Consider the following 16,548-nt stretch of genomic DNA (forward strand, 5'->3'; position numbering starts at 1 on the left):
GCTTCTCTGTTTTCACGCCATTGCGTAACAATTAATACACATTTTATATTGAACGTTCAATCAATAAACGCTTAAATAGATAACAATTATTGATGAATGGAGCGGGGCGATGCCAAAAAAAGGTATGCAGCCGATAAGGCGAAGACAGCTGATCGACGCCACATTAAACGCCATAAATGAGGTCGGCATGCATGATGCCACGGTGGCGCAAATTGCCCGCCGGGCCGGGGTCTCGACCGGCATCATCAGCCACTACTTCCAGGATAAAAACGGCCTGCTGGAGGCCACCATGCGGGACGTCACCGCCCAGCTCCGCGATGCGGTGGTGGGGCGACTGAAAGCTTTACCTGGCGCTTCTGCCGAACGGCGGCTGTGCGCCATCGTGGACGGAAATTTTGACGAGACACAAACGCACAGCGCGGCGATGAAAGCCTGGCTGGCATTTTGGGCCAGCAGCATGCACCAGCCGATGCTCTACCGGTTACAGCAGGTGAGCAGCCGCCGCCTGTTATCCACGCTCACCGCCGAGTTCAGGCGCGAGCTGCCGCAGGAGGAAGCCCGGCTGGCGGGCTATGGCCTCGCGGCGCTGATAGACGGCCTTTGGCTGCGGGCGGCCCTAAGCGGCAAACCGTTTGACCGCAAAGCGGCGAGCGTACTGACCACGCAATTCATCAACCAGCATCTTATTGCGGTGAAAAGCTAATTTAGCGAGGAAAAATCATGTCCCGATTGGGTGAACAAAAGCTCTATATCGACGGCGCTTACGTGAATGCGCTCAGCGGTAAAACGTTCGAAACCATCAACCCGGCTAACGGCGAAGTGCTGGCGGTCGTTCAGGCTGCTGGCCGGGAAGACGTTGACCGCGCCGTGGCTGCGGCGAAGAAAGGGCAGAAAATATGGGCAGCAAAAACGCCCGTTGAGCGTGCACGCATTTTGCGCCGCGCGGTCGACATTCTGCGCGAGCGTAACGATGAGTTGGCCGAACTGGAAACGCTAGACACTGGCAAAGCCTTCAGCGAAACCTCCGCCGTCGATATCGTCACTGGTGCAGACGTGCTGGAATATTATGCCGGGCTGACAACCACCCTGGAAGGCCAGCAGATCCCGCTGCGGGATACCTCATTCGTCTACACCCGCCGGGAGCCGTTGGGCGTTGTGGCCGGGATCGGCGCATGGAATTACCCGATTCAGATTGCGCTTTGGAAGTCTGCCCCTGCGCTGGCGGCTGGCAACGCGATGATCTTCAAACCAAGCGAAGTGACGCCGCTTACCGCACTTAAGCTGGCAGAAATTTATACCGAAGCCGGGCTGCCGGACGGCGTCTTTTGCGTGCTACCAGGCGTTGGCGCAGAAACGGGCCAACTGCTGACGGAACACCCTGGCATTGCCAAAGTTTCCTTCACCGGCGGCGTAGCCAGCGGCAAAAAGGTGATGGCGAATGCCGCCGGTACCACGCTGAAACAGGTCACGATGGAGCTGGGCGGTAAATCTCCGCTGGTTATCTTTGATGACGCCGATCTCAACCTGGCGGCGGACATCGCGATGATGGCCAACTTCTACAGCTCCGGCCAGGTCTGTACCAACGGTACTCGCGTTTTCATCCCTGCGGCGCTGAAAGCCGAGTTTGAGCAGAAAATTGTGGCGCGCGTGGGCCGCATTCGTGCCGGTGACGTAATGGACCCGCACACCAACTTTGGGCCGCTGGTCAGCTTCCCGCACCGCGAAAACGTCCTGCGCTACATCGAATCCGGCCGTGAAGAAGGCGCGACGCTGCTGTGCGGTGGCGACAAGCTGCGCGGAGATGGGTTTGATAACGGTGCCTGGGTTGCGCCCACGGTATTCACCGACTGCCGGGATGAGATGACTATCGTCCGCGAAGAAATCTTCGGGCCGGTAATGTCGATCCTTAGCTACGAATCAGAAGAGGAAGTGATTCGCCGCGCTAACGACACGGATTATGGCCTGGCGGCGGGCGTAGTCACGAACGACCTCACTCGTGCGCACCGCGTAATTCACCAGCTTGAGGCCGGGATTTGCTGGATTAATACCTGGGGAGAGTCGGCGGCGGAAATGCCGGTGGGCGGCTACAAGCATTCCGGCATTGGTCGCGAAAATGGCCTGATGACGCTGCAAAGCTATACGCAAGTTAAGTCAATCCAACTGGAGATGGGCACCTATCACTCAATCTTTTAACCCCACCTGAGGAGGATGAATGGAATTTGATTACATCATTATTGGAGCGGGTTCCGCAGGTAATGTTTTAGCTGCACGTTTAACGGAAGATCCCGATACCACCGTCCTGCTGCTTGAGGCAGGCGGCCCGGACTACCGCTTTGATTTCCGAACCCAAATGCCCGCGGCACTGGCGTTCCCGCTGCAGGGCAAGCGCTACAACTGGGCCTATGAAACCGACCCCGAGCCGTATATGAACAACCGCCGTATGGAGTGCGGGCGAGGCAAAGGGCTCGGCGGCTCATCCCTGATCAACGGCATGTGTTACATCCGTGGAAACGCGATGGATCTCGACAACTGGGCATCGATGCCGGGCCTGGAGAACTGGAGCTATCTGGACTGCCTGCCGTACTACCGCAAAGCGGAAACCCGCGATATCGGCCCCAACGATTATCACGGCGGCGAAGGCCCGGTGTCCGTTACGACGCCGAAGCAGGGCAACAACCCGCTGTTTCACGCGATGATCGAAGCGGGCGTTGAGGCGGGCTATCCGCGAACGGACGATCTGAACGGCTATCAGCAGGAAGGCTTTGGCCCGATGGACCGTACCGTAACGCCGAAAGGCCGCCGCGCCAGTACTGCCCGTGGTTATCTCGATGATGCAAAGCGGCGTGAAAACCTGACCATCGTGACCCATGCAACCACTGACCGCATTATCTTTGATAATTTGCGGGCGGTTGGGGTGGAATACCTGGTGAACGATAGCCCGGTGCATTCCGTGGCCAAAGCGCGCAAAGAAGTTTTGTTGAGCGCCGGCGCGATTGCTTCGCCACAAATTCTGCAGCGCTCTGGGGTGGGCGATGCAGAATTCCTGGCAAGCCTTGAGATCCCTGTTGTTCATGACCTGCCGGGCGTGGGCGAAAACCTGCAGGATCATCTGGAAATGTACCTGCAATACGAATGCAAAGAACCGGTGTCGCTTTACCCGGCGCTGCAATGGTACAACCAGCCAAAAATCGGTGCAGAGTGGCTGTTCAACGGCACCGGCGTAGGCGCGAGTAACCAGTTTGAAGCGGGGGGCTTTATCCGCAGCCGCGAAGAATTTAGCTGGCCTAATATTCAGTATCACTTCCTGCCGGTGGCGATTAACTACAACGGCTCAAACGCGGTGAAAGAGCACGGTTTCCAGTGCCACGTCGGCTCTATGCGTTCCCCAAGCCGGGGCCGCGTGAAGCTGAAATCGCGCGACCCTCACGAGCACCCGAGTATTCTGTTCAACTATATGTCTCACGAACAGGACTGGCAGGAGTTCCGCGACGCGATTCGTATTACTCGTGAGATCATGCAGCAGCCCGCCCTGGATAAATACCGTGGCCGCGAAATCAGCCCCGGCGTTGACTGCCAGACGGACGAACAGCTGGATGAGTTTGTGCGTAACCATGCGGAAACCGCTTTTCACCCGTGCGGCAGCTGTAAAATGGGGCACGATGAAATGTCCGTGGTGGACGAGCAGGGCCGGGTTCACGGCCTGCAGGGGCTGCGCGTGGTGGATGCTTCCATCATGCCGCAGATCATTACCGGCAACCTGAACGCCACCACCATTATGATCGGTGAAAAAATTGCCGATGCGATTCGCGGCAAAGCGCCGCTGCCGCGCAGCACCGCCAGCTATTACAAAGCGGAACAGTCGCCGGTCAGAAAAGCGCCGGCGCGAAAAATCCAGTAACCCTTCAAGGCCAGTGAAACTGGCCTTTCTTTTACCCGCCCCTTGCCCGATCCCCCTGTGAAGCAGTAAAACTACTGTTCAACAACAAAAAGGAGAATCACCGTGCCGCATATCGAAATCAAATGTTTCCCTCGTGAGCTGACCGAAGAGCAAAAACAGGCCGTGGCCAGCGAAATGTGTGATGTGCTGAAAAAGCACTTCGGCTCGAAGGACGAGTCGCTGTCCGTGGCGCTGAAAATGATCGATCAGGCGAACTGGAGAGCCGAAGTGTGGGATAAGCAGATTGCGCCAGAGATGGATTCGCTGCTGAAAAAGCCGGGTTACAGCCTTTAGTCAATTTTAAAAGGTGACAATGTCACCTTATGGGTAGCGGATTATCGTCAACCCTTCGCGTTCATCGGGCGCAACGAAGTAGCGGGTAATCAAATCAAACTGCGCGTCCGTAGCGGCAAAATCATGAGTTCCGCTGCTGTTGCGGGCGCGTAATCTCTCCCGGCAAACGTCATCGGGCACGTCCAGATAGTGCAGGCGATTATCTACCCCGGCTTCATCCGCAATCGACTTCATCCACTGGCGGTTCGCCAGCGTATTCGCCGGGAAATCGAGCACCACCGAAAGCCCGTTCCTCAGCAGGGAAACAAGATGCGGCGTTAGCGCTTTTTTCAGTTTGCCTGAGCAGGCGACATAATCCGCCACGCTTTGCATTTGCTCGCCGTAAAGCGCCGCGAGCCAGCTGTCTTCGCTGACCAGAATAGTATCGGGCGTTTCCATCAGCTTTGCGCTCAGGGTGGATTTACCGGCAGCAATTTTGCCGCAGAGAAGATGAAGCGTGGGCTTAGCGGGGGACGAGTCTGACATTGACACCTCATGGAAAGAAACAGATTTTCACTACTGTCTACCAGAGGAATGAAAGATACAACTAGTAAAATTGGCGGGTCAGAGCGCCTGACCCGCACACAGATTACTTCAGTTTCGTCCAGTAAGTTCCTGTTTCTTTCACCACCAGGAACTGCTGGTTCATCTCATCCAGCGTTTGCTGCGGATCCATATCCGCAAACAGCTGCGGGTGGAAAGTTTTGGCAAAGAACTCAACGTCCAGTAAATGCCACGGCGAGAGGTAGAAGTTATGCCAGACCGCCCAGGCTTTGTCGTTCTGGATAGCGTTCAGGTTAGAAATCACTTTCTGCTGGCTAAGCACCTGCGTAAAGCTTTGCTGCGCCTGAACGGCTGTGACTTCCGACCCCAATTTCAACCGGTCTGTTTGATCCGGCCCGGCGCTGCCGGTGGCGATGTAAATATCCGGGTTCACCGTCAGCAGCGCTTCCGGGGAAATCTTGCCATACACGCCGGGGAAGCGGCTCACGGCAATGTTATCCCCACCGGCAAAGGCCAGCAGATCCGCCAGGTTGCCGCGCCCGACGGTGGTGCAACAGTCGCTTTTATCCCCTAAATGCAGCTGCAACTTTACCGTCGGCTTCACGGGTTTAGCCTCAGCCAGGCGTTGGGCAATTTTCGCCATGTGCTGCTGATAGAAGGCGATAAACTTTTCCGTTTTCGGCTGGTCGTTTAGCGCTTCGCCCAGAATACGCAGGCTGGGAACGGTGTTATTCAGCTGATCGACGCGGAAATCAACGTAAATCACCGGAATATGCGCCTGCGTCAGCTGGGTAAGAAAGCTGTCGTGATTGCTCTCTTTTTTGGCGTAGATCGGCAGAATCACCAGGTCTGGATGCAGGGCGATAACCTTCTCCACGCTTATCTGCGAGAAGTTATTGTTGCCGATAGTCGGGATGTCTTTGATAGCCGGGAACGCTTCGGTGTAGCGGTTCCAGGTCTGCGGATCCAGACGCTGCAGATCCGCAGGCCAGCCGACGACGCGCTTCGCCGGGTTACCGTCCTCCACCAAAGCGAGGGTGTAAATCATCCGGCTTTCGCCGACGACCAGGCGCTGCGGGTTATCCGGCACCTCAACTTTACGCTGCAGAATATCGGTTATCGTTTTGGCATGACTGCCGGCGCTAAGCGCCAGCAGGGCCGCGAGCAACAGCGACTTTTTCATCTCAGAAGTCCACGCTGGCGGAGAGATAAGCGGTGCGCGGTTCACCTTCGATAACGCGCAGGTTACCGGCGCTGGATTCATAGTACTCGCGGTTGAACAGGTTTTTGACGTTCAGCTTCAGCTCGGTATTTTTGCCCAGCAGCTTGCTGTCCCAGGCCACAAACGCATCAGCCACGGTGTAAGCCGGCATGGTGAAGCTGTTTTCCGGGTCACCCGCGCGGCTGCCGACGTAACGCCCGCCGCCGCCCAGGCGTAATTCACCCGGCAGCCAGGAGAAACGCAGGGTGTGGCTGAGGTAAAGTCCGCCCATGGTCGTCGGGGCATTTACCAGGCGGTTGCCGACGTTCACCGGATTGACGTTATCTTCCACGATCTCAGTTTTGTCATAGCTGTAGTTCGCCGTCAGGTTCCAGTCCTGTGCAATTTCGCCGTTAAGCTCCAGTTCCGCGCCTGTAGAACGCGCTTTCGGGATGTTGCGGGTCACGCCGTTGATAAAGACCGACATGTCTTTTTCATCAATGCGGTAGAGCGCCAGGCTGCTGGTCAGGCGAGGTGCCATCTGCCATTTCGCGCCCACTTCCCATGTCGTCCCTTTTTCGGTGGACGCTACGTTGCCGTTGTCGTCCGTTTGCGTGGAAGGGGTGAACGACTTGCTGTAGCTGCCGTACAGCGACACGTCAGGCACGATTTTGTACACCAGGCCCAGCTGCGGCAGGAAGGCATTGCCCCGGTCCTCCAGCGTGGTTTGCGGGTTTACCCAACCGGCGCTGGAGGTCTGGGTATAGCGCTGCAGGCGGCCACCCAATACGGCAATCCACTGGTCGGTCAGATGAATGCTGTCTTTCGCAAACACGGAGCGGCTGTAGAGATTAGTGCGCAGGTTGCTGTTGGAATCGCTATAGGTGCTGCCGTTGGTGACCGGCGAGACGCCGTACACCGGGTTATACATATTGAAGGTTTTCGTCACCTTCCCACGGTACGAATACTTCTTGTAGGTTTCGTTTTGCTCGTAATCCGCGCCCAGCGTGATGTCGTGGGTCATGCCCAGTAGTTCAGGGCTGCCGCTGATGTCCCAGGACGCGTAATCCGTCTGGTGGTTAAAGCCACGGTTAGCATCCGCGCGACGGGAAACCAGGCCGCTGTTAGGATCGACCGCCGTGGCACGCACTTCGTTACTGTCGTAGCGGCGCTGCATCCAGGCGTAGTTCAGGTTCGTTTCCCAGGTGTCATCCAGCTTGTACGAGTAGTTGGTCGTCAGGCGTTTGTTTTTGCCCCAGGCATGGTTGGCGTAATCGTCAATGCGGCGGTCGTAAGGAATGTTGAGCGGTTTGCCGTTGATAAACGCCGTGCCGCGGTCATACGGAATATCAAACTTATATTCTACGTAGCTGATATTGAAAGAGGCTTTGTCACCGTACCAGCTGAGCGACGGGGCAATCAGCGTGTGTTCGTCGGTGCCGAAATTGCGCCAGTAATCCTCATGCTGGCGTTCGGCGACCAGGCGGAAGGCGAAGCCGTTGCCGAGCGGGCCGGTGACGTCAACCATGCCGGAGCCACCGCCGTTGCTGCTGCTGGTGCCGCTGACGTGGGTGTTCCAGCTGTACTGCGGTTTCTTGCTGACTAGGTTAATCACGCCGCCAGGGTTCAGGATGCCATAGAGCAGGGAGGCCGAGCCTTTCAGCACCTCAACATGGTCGATGCTGGAATCCATCGCCAGGCCCTGGTTGCTGCGCACCCCGTCAATAAACACGGAGCCGTCGCTGTTCGAGCCGAACCCGCGTTTGACAAAACCGTCCTCGATGCCGCCGAGAGTATTACTCTGCGTGACGCCGCTGACGAACTTCATCGCGTCATTGACCGAGGTCACAGCGTAGTCGTCAATCACCTGCGGCGTGACCACGCTAACGGACTGCGGGATTTCGCTGCGCGGCGTTTTGCTGCGGGAGGCGATGGAGGAGTCATCCTGGGTATAGCTGGTTGGTGAGCCGTCCGGGTTAGCGGTAGCGACCACGGTTAAGGTGTCTTCCTTCGGTTTGTCGGCGGCGAAAGCCGGAGCCCCAACAATGAAGGTTGAAATGATTAATAATTTTGAATTAACAAGTGCCTGGCGAACGAAAGTAGAACCAAAAGGAATGCGATTCATGATGTTGTTTATCTGAACTGAAGCGATTTTATAATGGGAATTGAGATGATAATAACAATAATTAGCATTTACAATATTAACTCTGCTTACATAATTACTGGTTTTATGTCCAAAATCCTGATGATTTAGCGGGGAATTAGCAGAAAAAATGAAGAACGCGGGACGAATGCCCCGCGTGAATATCGAGAGCGTTAACCGACTTCCGGCAGCAGGCCGACGGTAATCAGGAACTGAATAACAATCACCGCGATCCCGCAGGCAAAGACCAGCCCCAGAAGCGGCTTACCGCCCGCCACGCGCCACGTCGCCTCCGCATGCTGTTTGCGGCTTTGCCACACCAGCATCGACGGCACCAGCAGGGCAAGCACCGCCAGCGCAACGCCCGCATAGCCCAGCGCCTTCACAAACCCCTGCGGGTAGAACAGGGCAAACACCAGCGGCGGCAGGAACGTCATCAGGCCGGTTTGCAGGCGGCCAGAGGCTTTCCGGCTGCGGGCAAAAAGATCGCCGAGGTAGTCGAACAGGCCCAGGGAAACGCCGAGGAACGAGGTGGCCAGCGCGAAGTCGGCGAACAGATGAATCGCCAGCTCAACGTGAGGGGTGGCCACCACCTGACGAACAACCTGCAGGAAGCCGTTCAGCCCGGAATGCTCCGCCATCAGACCGGTAAAGGTTGACGAGTCAATGGCGCCGAGGGTGGCGAGCTGCCAGAAGATATAGGCCACCAGTGGAATGGCGCTGCCGACGATAAACACCCAGCGCAGCTTGCGAATATTGCCGTTCATGTAGCTGACAATGCTCGGCACGCTGCCGTGGAAGCCAAACGAGGTAAAGATGACCGGGATGGCGGAAAGCGCGAGGCCTTTCTCAATCGGCAGCGTGAGCAGGTTGGTGTGGTGGATATGCGGCATCATCAGGGCGAGCATTACCACCAGCAGAATGATTTTGGCGCTGAACAGCACGCGGTTAAACATATCGACCATGTGAGTGCCGATGCAGACAATCCCGCCCGCCACAACGGTAAACAACAGCACGCCAGAAGTGGCGGAGATAGAAGTGGACAGCCACTGGCTAAGGCTTGCCGCCAGCAGTTCACCGGCGCCGCTAATGTAAGCCGCCGTCAGGGCATACATCAGGAACAGCATACTGAACCCCGTTAACCACTGCCCGGGGCGGCCAAGGTAGCGCCGGGCGAGGGTACCCAGACCGGTGTCCGCCGGAACGTGCTGATAAACCTCTACCAGCAAGAGTGCGGTGTAGCACATTAATCCCCAAAGGCCGACGAGCATCAGCAGCGTGACGCTAAACCCTACGCCAGCAGATGCCAGCGGCATCGCCAGCATGCCTGCGCCAATTGTGGTTCCCGCCACGATAAAAACACTGCCAAGAGTCCTGTTCTTCACGCTTTCCTCTGCATTTACGAAGAGCTGTATACATTTATGCCGCGCAGGGTAAGGGAAAAGCGTAGATGCGTCAAATGAGGGTTACGGGAGGTGTATTCATATGTTTACGATTTTGATTAAGTTTTTGTGACATTGTCACGTAATAAAATTAAACCAATCAGTGCTTGCCATACCGTGGGAAATTAAGGCTTTATTAATATAAATAGTAATAATAACTAATCTCTTTCTCATGGAGAGCATCAATCAATGAAAGCAAATTTTGTCCTGACAGGGTTACTGCTCGCTTCAGCTGGGTGCGGCGCCACCACTTACCCCATCACGGTTACCGACATGGATAACCAGCGTATTACTATCGAAAAAGAACCGCAGCATGTGATCCTGCAGGATGGGCGAGACATTTTGTCGCTTGCGCTGCTTGACCGTGAAGATCCGTTCAAACGCGTTGTAGCCTGGAATAACCTGCCGAAAAAACAGGACACCCAAACCTGGGATGTGCTGAAGGGCAAATGGCCTGAAGCCACCAAAATTATTGATATGGGCTTTAGCGATCAGGGCGAAGTCAACCTTGAGAGCGTGCTGGCGCAGCAGCCGGACATCATGATTGCGCAACTGCGGGCCAAGCCTGCGCTGGAGCAAACCGGCGTTATTAAGTCCCTTAAAAAACTCAATATTCCGGTGGTGTTCGTTGACTATGAGCTGCACCCGGTTGAGAACACCGCCAACAGCGTGAAGCTGCTGGGTACCGTGCTTAATCAGGAGAAACGCGCCAAAGAGTACACTGACTATTACCAGCAGCACCTGGCCCGCATTCAGCAGGTGGCGGCCGATGTTAAAAACAAACCTACGGTGTTTATTGAGCCGATTGCCGGTAACACCGAGAACTGCTGCTTCACCCACGGGCACAACGGCTGGGGCGCGCTGGTGGAGGCGGTAGGCGGGAAGAACATTGGTTCTAAGCTGCTGCCTGGCAGCGCCGGATTTGTCTCTATGGAGCAGATCATCGCCATGAAGCCTGACGTCTATATTATGTCCGGCTCTAAACGCCCGAATCCGAGCGTGTTGCCGTTTGGCTACGGCGGTACGCCGCAGGAAGTGAACGCCACCTTCAGTAAACTGCTGGCCCGTAACACGTTCCAGAACATCGAGCCGGTGAAAGAAGGCAAGGTCTACGGCGTGTATCACCACTTCTATAATCACCCGTACAACATTATCGGGATGGAAATCTTAGCCAAAGACCTGTACCCGCAAAAACTGCAGGATCTTGACCCAACGGCGGACTACCACCAGATAATCACGCAGTTCACGCAGATCCCTGACGATCCTATTCTGCTGAGTTACGCCTACAAAAAGCCATAATCGCTTTTCAAGAAACGAAACGCGCACGATTAAAGTGGCCCTGTTGGTATTCAGACAAGCCAATAAAGGCGGTGACAAACGTCACCGCCTTTATTAATTAAACTTCAGGCATCGCGGAAGAGTGGTGTGAAGAGATTTTCCAGTCGCTGCCATCCCAGGCGTAGGTGAAAGTGTATCGTGCAGAAACCGTCGTTTTATCCTCAAAGGTAAAGGTATAGGTCCCTACATCAATCGCTTTATTGCAGCCAATTCTAACCGTTCTGCTGTCAATTTTACCCACCGGCTTTTTCGCCAGAAAATGTTCAAAATAATCCACACGTTCGGCGTCCGTCAGACGTACCTGGTTTGACACAGTAGGCAATAACACCGCATCGGTAAGATACGTATCAGCGACTTTTTTAGCATCTCCAGTCTTTAGCGAGTCATTCCAGCGGTCGAACAAGCCTTCTATCGCGGCTTTGTCCACTTTCACACAATCCTTAGCGGGCGCGGCCCATGTGGAACCAGAAACCAGCAGTAATGAACCGATAAAAGCTGACACTTTCCTCATAACATTTCCCTTTTTTGAGTGTGGTTAAACTGCCGGGAAAGTATCAATAATTCCAATTCGCAACAATGATCATTGTATATAGTTACATATATTTACTTATATTGATGCCTACGGCCTGAATCGTTTATAGGTGAGTCTTTCTTCATTAACGTGATGAATATAATGCAGGACCCTGCATTGATATTTTCTTATTCGCGGGAAATGGCGATCCCGGCGTCTTTCATTTGCTGCAGCGCCGCAGCCATATCCAGCAGCATTTCAGCGGCAACCAGGCCTCCTTTTTCACTGTCTAGCATCGCCTTAATCACCGTCAGTACGCCAAAAGCGGTCATATGCGCCTGCCCGTGTGGGTCAGAGGCAATCACGCGCTTTCTGACATGCTCGCCAGCATAATCCGTGCCGGCAATATCAACGTACAGGTCAATAGACGGCTTGCCATGCTGATGCATACCCATTGACGTACCCGCCGCGATATCCAGCCTGACCGAATTCGCGCTGGTTATAGCGGCCACCGCGGTGGTATCGAGTATGCTGAACGGCACGCCCTGAACCACTTCACCATTCTGGAGAGTGATATCCCGGGGAGTGGATGAATGCGTCCAGCTTCCTGACTCCCGAATCAGAGCCGAAGCAAGTTCATTGCCTAATTCGCTGCTGGAAAGTTCTCCCAACGGATCCGCCGGGTCATGAAGCGCGGAAAGCTGCACGCTATCAATAACGCTAAAATCAGCGGCAAGCAGGCTAACCAACGGTAAAAACAGGCCCGCTTCGTAATAGCCCAGCGGCACGACGGGCTGAGTCAGCTGATAGCGCTGAGTTAAATTCAGCAGCGGCAAAATGGCGTCACCCGTTGCCTGAGTAATATTTATGAAGGCGATGTTATTTTTGATAGCAAACTCCGCCAGCAGGTTCTTAGGGTCCGGCGCGGCGGCAATAATAAGCTGCGCGTTAGCGGCATGCTCAGGCACTTCCGCTCCGGTGAGGTCGATAAACGCCGGGTGCGCGAACCCCAGTTGCTCGATTAACTTCGCGCCTTTTGCCGGACTGCGACCAGCAATCACCAGTTCAACCGCAGGAAAATGCTCACGAATCTGGCGGGCAATAGCTGACCCAATCATGCCGTAGCCACCGGCGATGAAGACTTTTTCTAATTTAATGTTTTTCATCTTAAAACCTCGTTATCAGGGATATCTATTGCGATAGCGAGACTTTATCCCCCGTCTGGTGTGTAATAAAGATCATGAATTTTCTTGGGGAAGTGAGGAATATTCACTAATGAGCATCAAGCTGGTGGATTTCAGCTATTTCGTGATCGTGGCGAAGTACCGCAGTTTTCGTCAGGCGGCGGAAGAGGTTGGGCTAACGCCCTCGGCCGTAAGCCATTCCATTCGCCAACTGGAGGAGCGGCTTAAAGTCAGGCTGTTCAACCGGACGACGCGCAGCGTGTCGCTCACCGAGGCGGGAAGAAAACTGTATGAGAAGGTTGCCCCGGCTTTTGATGACATCAGCCTCACGCTCGACGAACTCAACCTTTATCGCGATACGCCGATGGGCATTATTCGGCTCAATGTTGTGCGCCAGGGCGGCAGGCTTCAGCTTGCGCCGCTGATTGCCGACTTTACCCGTCAGTACCCTGATATTCAGGTTGAAGTGCAGATGGATGACCGGCTGGTCGATATCGTGAAGGTGCAGCTTGATGCAGGCGTGAGGCTGAACCGGGTCATAGAGAAGGATATGAAAGCTATTCCTGTCGGTCCGCCGGTACGCTACGCGGTTGTCGCCACGCCGGCATATTTTGCTCAGCATGGGATCCCGGCAGAGCCACAGCGGTTAACTGAACACAAATGCATTCAATTCCGTTACCCCAGCGGGAAAGCTTTTGGCTGGTATTTTGAACAAGCTGAAAGCCGTGAGGAGGTCGTTGTGAGTGGGCCCGTGGTTGTGGACGACCTGGATATTGCTCTCGACATGGCGCTTAACGGCGTGGGCCTGGCCTATGTGCTGCGGGAGATGGCCGAACCACACCTTCAGAGCGGGAAACTGATTTCCGTGCTGGATGACTGGCTGCCGGAGCTGCCGGGTTTTCACCTCTATTTCCCGAATCGCAAGCATCCGTCCGCCGCTTTCCGCGCTTTTCTGGACTTTCTTAAGGCGCGAAACTGAAAATAAAAAACCCGCCGAAAGGCGGGTTTGAACATGTACCACAATGGCTTCGTTAGATGGAAGTCCGGCGATAGTCGCGGTATTCCGGCAGCCAGAAGTTGTCGTCGATGGCCTGCTTAAGGGCTTCAGCGGAGGTCACTACCGCTACGCCTTGCTGCTGGGCAATCTTCGCCACGGCAAAGGCGATAGCGCGGGACACTTTCTGAATGTCCTTCAGCTCTGGCAGCACCATGCCTTCTCCATTGTTCAGCAGCGGAGAATGCTGAGCCAGCGACTCGCTCGCCGCCATCAGCATTTCGTCGGTAATGCGCGACGCGCCGGAGGCAATCACCCCGAGGCCAATGCCAGGGAAAATATAGGCGTTGTTGCACTGGGCGATAGGGTACGTTTTATCTTTCCAGGTCACCGGATCAAACGGGCTGCCGGTGGCCACCAGCGCGGCGCCATCGGTCCAGGTGATGATGTCCTGCGGCGTGGCTTCCACGCGGGAAGTCGGGTTAGACAGCGGCATCACAATTGGGCGAGCGCAGTGCTTGTGCATTTCGCGAATGATCTCTTCGGTGAACAGGCCAGTCTGGCCGGAAACGCCGATAAGAATGTTTGGCTTCGCGTTACGCACCACATCCAGCAGGGAAATCGCTTCATTTTCCAGATCCCACTCCGCCAGGCTCTCACGGCTCTGCACCAGTTTGGTCTGGAAGGAGAGCAGGTTAGGCATGTTGTCAGTGAGCAGGCCAAAGCGATCAACCATGAACACGTTACTGCGTGCGGCTTCTTCACTCAGGCCTTCGCGCTGCATCTGAGCGATGATTTGCTCGGCGATGCCGCAGCCTGCAGAGCCTGCGCCCAGGAAGACGATTTTCTGCTGGTTGAGCTGGCTGCCTGCCGCGCGGCTGGCGGCGATCAGCGTCCCGACGGTCACGGCGGCGGTGCCCTGAATGTCATCGTTAAACGAGCAGATCTCGTCGCGGTAACGGGTCAGCAGCGGCATGGCGTTTTTCTGCGCGAAGTCTTCGAACTGCAGCAGCACGTCCGGCCAGCGGTGGCGCACGGCCTGGATAAACTCGTCCACAAACTCGTAGTAGTCGTCGCCGGTAATGCGCGGATGACGAGAACCCATATAAAGCGGGTCGTTCAGCAGCTGCTGGTTGTTGGTGCCGACGTCCAGCACTACCGGCAGGGTGTAAGCCGGGCTGATGCCGCCACAGGCGGTGTACAGCGATAGCTTCCCGATAGGAATGCCCATCCCGCCGATGCCCTGGTCGCCCAGGCCGAGAATACGTTCGCCGTCGGTCACCACGATCACTTTGATGTTGTGGTTCGGCACGTTCTGCAGAATATCGTCCATGTGGTGACGATTTTCGTAGTTGATGAACACCCCGCGAGAGCGGCGGTAGATTTCTGAGAAGCGCTCACAGGCGGCCCCCACGGTGGGGGTGTAAATCACCGGCATCATCTCTTCCAGATGATTTTCAACCAGGCGGTAGAACAGCGTTTCGTTGGTGTCCTGGATGTTGCGCAGGTAGATGTGCTTGTCGATTTCGGTTTTGAAGCCCTGGTACTGAATCCAGGCGCGTTCCGCCTGCTCTTCGATGGTTTCAACCACTTCCGGCAGCAGGCCGAGCAGGTTGAAATTGCGGCGCTCTTCGATGCTGAAAGCGCTGCCTTTATTTAACAGGGGGAATTCAAGTAAAACGGGTCCGGCGTAAGGGATGTAAAGCGAGCGATGTTTTTTTGGTTTGATGTCCATGTGCATACTCTTTTTTCGACGTAACGTCTTGCCAGTAAGGCTCATTCGGTAAGTTTTCGCGCAATATTATGGCACAGCGATTTTGCATCCGACACCGCCAGGCCAAGAACTTTGGTTACACAAGTCCTCAAATCGGCAGGAATTTTGTTTCAGCGCGTTCCGTGAGTGTGTTTAAATAGCTAAACCAGTTTAGCAAAATTTAGCTTACGAATGGAGACACCATGAGCGTACAAGTTTGGGTTCTGGGCGATGCCGTCGTCGATCTGCTTCCGGACGGCAATGGCCGGTTACTGCAATGCCCCGGCGGGGCACCGGCCAATGTTGCCGTCGGGATTGCGCGCCTCGGCGGCAGCAGCGGATTTATTGGCCGCGTGGGGGACGATCCCTTTGGTCGCTTTATGCGACGCACGCTGCAGGAAGAAAGAGTAAACACCGAATTTATGCGGCTGGATGCCAACCAGAGAACCTCCACGGTGGTGGTAGATCTGGATGAACACGGCGAACGCACGTTCACCTTTATGGTTCGCCCCAGTGCGGATTTATTCCTTGAATACGATGATATTCCGTCCTTCAGCCACGGTCAGTGGCTGCATGTCTGCTCGATAGCCTTAAGCGCGGAACCCAGCCGGAGCACGACGTTCTCCGCCATGGAGCAGATAAAAAAAGCCGGGGGCCAGGTCAGCTTTGACCCTAATATCCGTCCCGATCTTTGGCATGACGTCGCAGAGCTGCAGGCTTGCCTGACGAGGGCGCTGCTGCTGGCCGATGTGGTGAAACTCTCCGTCGAAGAGCTGATTTTTATCAGCGGGAAAACCCATCTCCATGAGGGCATTAAAAAGCTGGTCAGCCGCTTTGCTCTGCGACTTCTGCTGGTCACTCAGGGCAAGGAAGGCGTGCTGGTGTATTACCACGGTCAGATCTACCACTTTGATGCCCGGCCCGTGGTCTGTGTGGATACCACCGGGGCAGGCGATGCTTTTGTTGCCGGGCTGCTCAGCGGCCTGGCGACCCGGGGCTTACCCGACAGCGAAGAAGCCCTGGCCGGGATTATCGCTCAGGCGCAGCTTTGCGGGGCGCTGGCGACAACGGCGAAAGGCGCGATGACCGCGCTGCCTCACCGGGAAGAGGTCGAGCAATCGCTGTAATACGGTAAAAATATATTCTGATTGTCGTGCCTGTCACATTTACTAAATCGGTTTAGCAAAATTCGTTGCCTTCGGTATTTC

General features: G+C 55.4%; 14 protein-coding genes. 7 read left to right on the forward strand and 7 right to left on the reverse strand.

Annotated features, from left to right (window positions below; genetic code table 11):
* Positions 1-109: 109 nt before the first annotated feature.
* The 4 genes from betI to pptA all read left to right on the forward strand — a co-directional run bounded on the left by betI (position 110) and on the right by pptA (position 4,231).
* Positions 110-703 (forward strand): transcriptional regulator BetI, encoded by a 594-nt coding sequence (gene betI / locus A936_RS13950; RefSeq protein ID WP_008458862.1) that lies wholly within the window; start codon positions 110-112, stop codon positions 701-703.
* A gap of 17 nt (positions 704-720) precedes the next feature.
* The gene (gene betB / locus A936_RS13955) at positions 721-2,193 is read left to right on the forward strand and encodes a betaine-aldehyde dehydrogenase (protein ID WP_008458864.1); all 1,473 of its coding nucleotides are present in this window, start codon (positions 721-723) and stop codon (positions 2,191-2,193) included.
* A gap of 19 nt (positions 2,194-2,212) precedes the next feature.
* Positions 2,213-3,898 (forward strand): choline dehydrogenase, encoded by a 1,686-nt coding sequence (betA, locus tag A936_RS13960; RefSeq protein ID WP_008458866.1) that lies wholly within the window; start codon positions 2,213-2,215, stop codon positions 3,896-3,898.
* Positions 3,899-4,000: 102 nt separating this feature from the next.
* Positions 4,001-4,231 (forward strand): tautomerase PptA, encoded by a 231-nt coding sequence (gene pptA, locus A936_RS13965; RefSeq protein ID WP_008458868.1) that lies wholly within the window; start codon positions 4,001-4,003, stop codon positions 4,229-4,231.
* Between the two features lie 27 nt (positions 4,232-4,258).
* Here pptA and A936_RS13970 read toward each other — a convergent pair whose 3' ends face one another.
* The 4 genes from A936_RS13970 to tyrP all read right to left on the reverse strand — a co-directional run bounded on the left by A936_RS13970 (position 4,259) and on the right by tyrP (position 9,503).
* Positions 4,259-4,756, reverse strand: a complete 498-nt coding sequence (locus A936_RS13970) for a P-loop nucleotide/nucleoside kinase family protein (protein ID WP_008458870.1) — start codon at positions 4,754-4,756, stop codon at positions 4,259-4,261.
* Between the two features lie 103 nt (positions 4,757-4,859).
* Positions 4,860-5,957 (reverse strand): ABC transporter substrate-binding protein, encoded by a 1,098-nt coding sequence (locus tag A936_RS13975; RefSeq protein WP_008458872.1) that lies wholly within the window; start codon positions 5,955-5,957, stop codon positions 4,860-4,862.
* 1 nt (position 5,958) lies between these two features.
* A complete protein-coding gene (locus A936_RS13980; protein WP_008458875.1) occupies positions 5,959-8,100 on the reverse strand; it encodes a TonB-dependent siderophore receptor in 2,142 nt (713 codons plus the stop codon).
* Positions 8,101-8,291: 191 nt separating this feature from the next.
* Positions 8,292-9,503, reverse strand: a complete 1,212-nt coding sequence (tyrP, locus tag A936_RS13985; RefSeq protein ID WP_008458877.1) for a tyrosine transporter TyrP — start codon at positions 9,501-9,503, stop codon at positions 8,292-8,294.
* A gap of 246 nt (positions 9,504-9,749) precedes the next feature.
* Here tyrP and A936_RS13990 point away from each other — a divergent pair, with 246 nt between their 5' ends.
* Positions 9,750-10,859, forward strand: a complete 1,110-nt coding sequence (locus tag A936_RS13990) for an ABC transporter substrate-binding protein (RefSeq protein WP_008458879.1) — start codon at positions 9,750-9,752, stop codon at positions 10,857-10,859.
* A 97-nt stretch (positions 10,860-10,956) separates the two neighbouring features.
* On the opposite strand, the gene A936_RS13995 is transcribed toward A936_RS13990, so the two are convergent.
* Positions 10,957-11,409, reverse strand: a complete 453-nt coding sequence (locus tag A936_RS13995) for an SgcJ/EcaC family oxidoreductase (protein WP_008458880.1) — start codon at positions 11,407-11,409, stop codon at positions 10,957-10,959.
* A gap of 188 nt (positions 11,410-11,597) precedes the next feature.
* The gene (locus A936_RS14000) at positions 11,598-12,575 is read right to left on the reverse strand and encodes a saccharopine dehydrogenase NADP-binding domain-containing protein (RefSeq protein WP_008458882.1); all 978 of its coding nucleotides are present in this window, start codon (positions 12,573-12,575) and stop codon (positions 11,598-11,600) included.
* Between the two features lie 109 nt (positions 12,576-12,684).
* Here A936_RS14000 and A936_RS14005 point away from each other — a divergent pair, with 109 nt between their 5' ends.
* Positions 12,685-13,572, forward strand: coding sequence for a LysR family transcriptional regulator (locus A936_RS14005; protein WP_008458883.1), 888 nt, complete (start codon positions 12,685-12,687; stop codon positions 13,570-13,572).
* 52 nt (positions 13,573-13,624) lie between these two features.
* Here A936_RS14005 and A936_RS14010 read toward each other — a convergent pair whose 3' ends face one another.
* The gene (locus tag A936_RS14010; protein WP_008458885.1) at positions 13,625-15,322 is read right to left on the reverse strand and encodes an NAD-dependent malic enzyme; all 1,698 of its coding nucleotides are present in this window, start codon (positions 15,320-15,322) and stop codon (positions 13,625-13,627) included.
* 221 nt (positions 15,323-15,543) lie between these two features.
* On the opposite strand from A936_RS14010, the gene cscK reads away from it, so the two are divergent.
* A complete protein-coding gene (cscK, locus tag A936_RS14015; RefSeq protein ID WP_008458886.1) occupies positions 15,544-16,467 on the forward strand; it encodes a fructokinase in 924 nt (307 codons plus the stop codon).
* The last annotated feature ends 81 nt before the right edge of the window (positions 16,468-16,548 follow it).

Origin of the sequence: Enterobacter sp. Ag1 (assembly GCA_000277545.1) — a bacterium.
Lineage (GTDB): Bacteria > Pseudomonadota > Gammaproteobacteria > Enterobacterales > Enterobacteriaceae > Cedecea.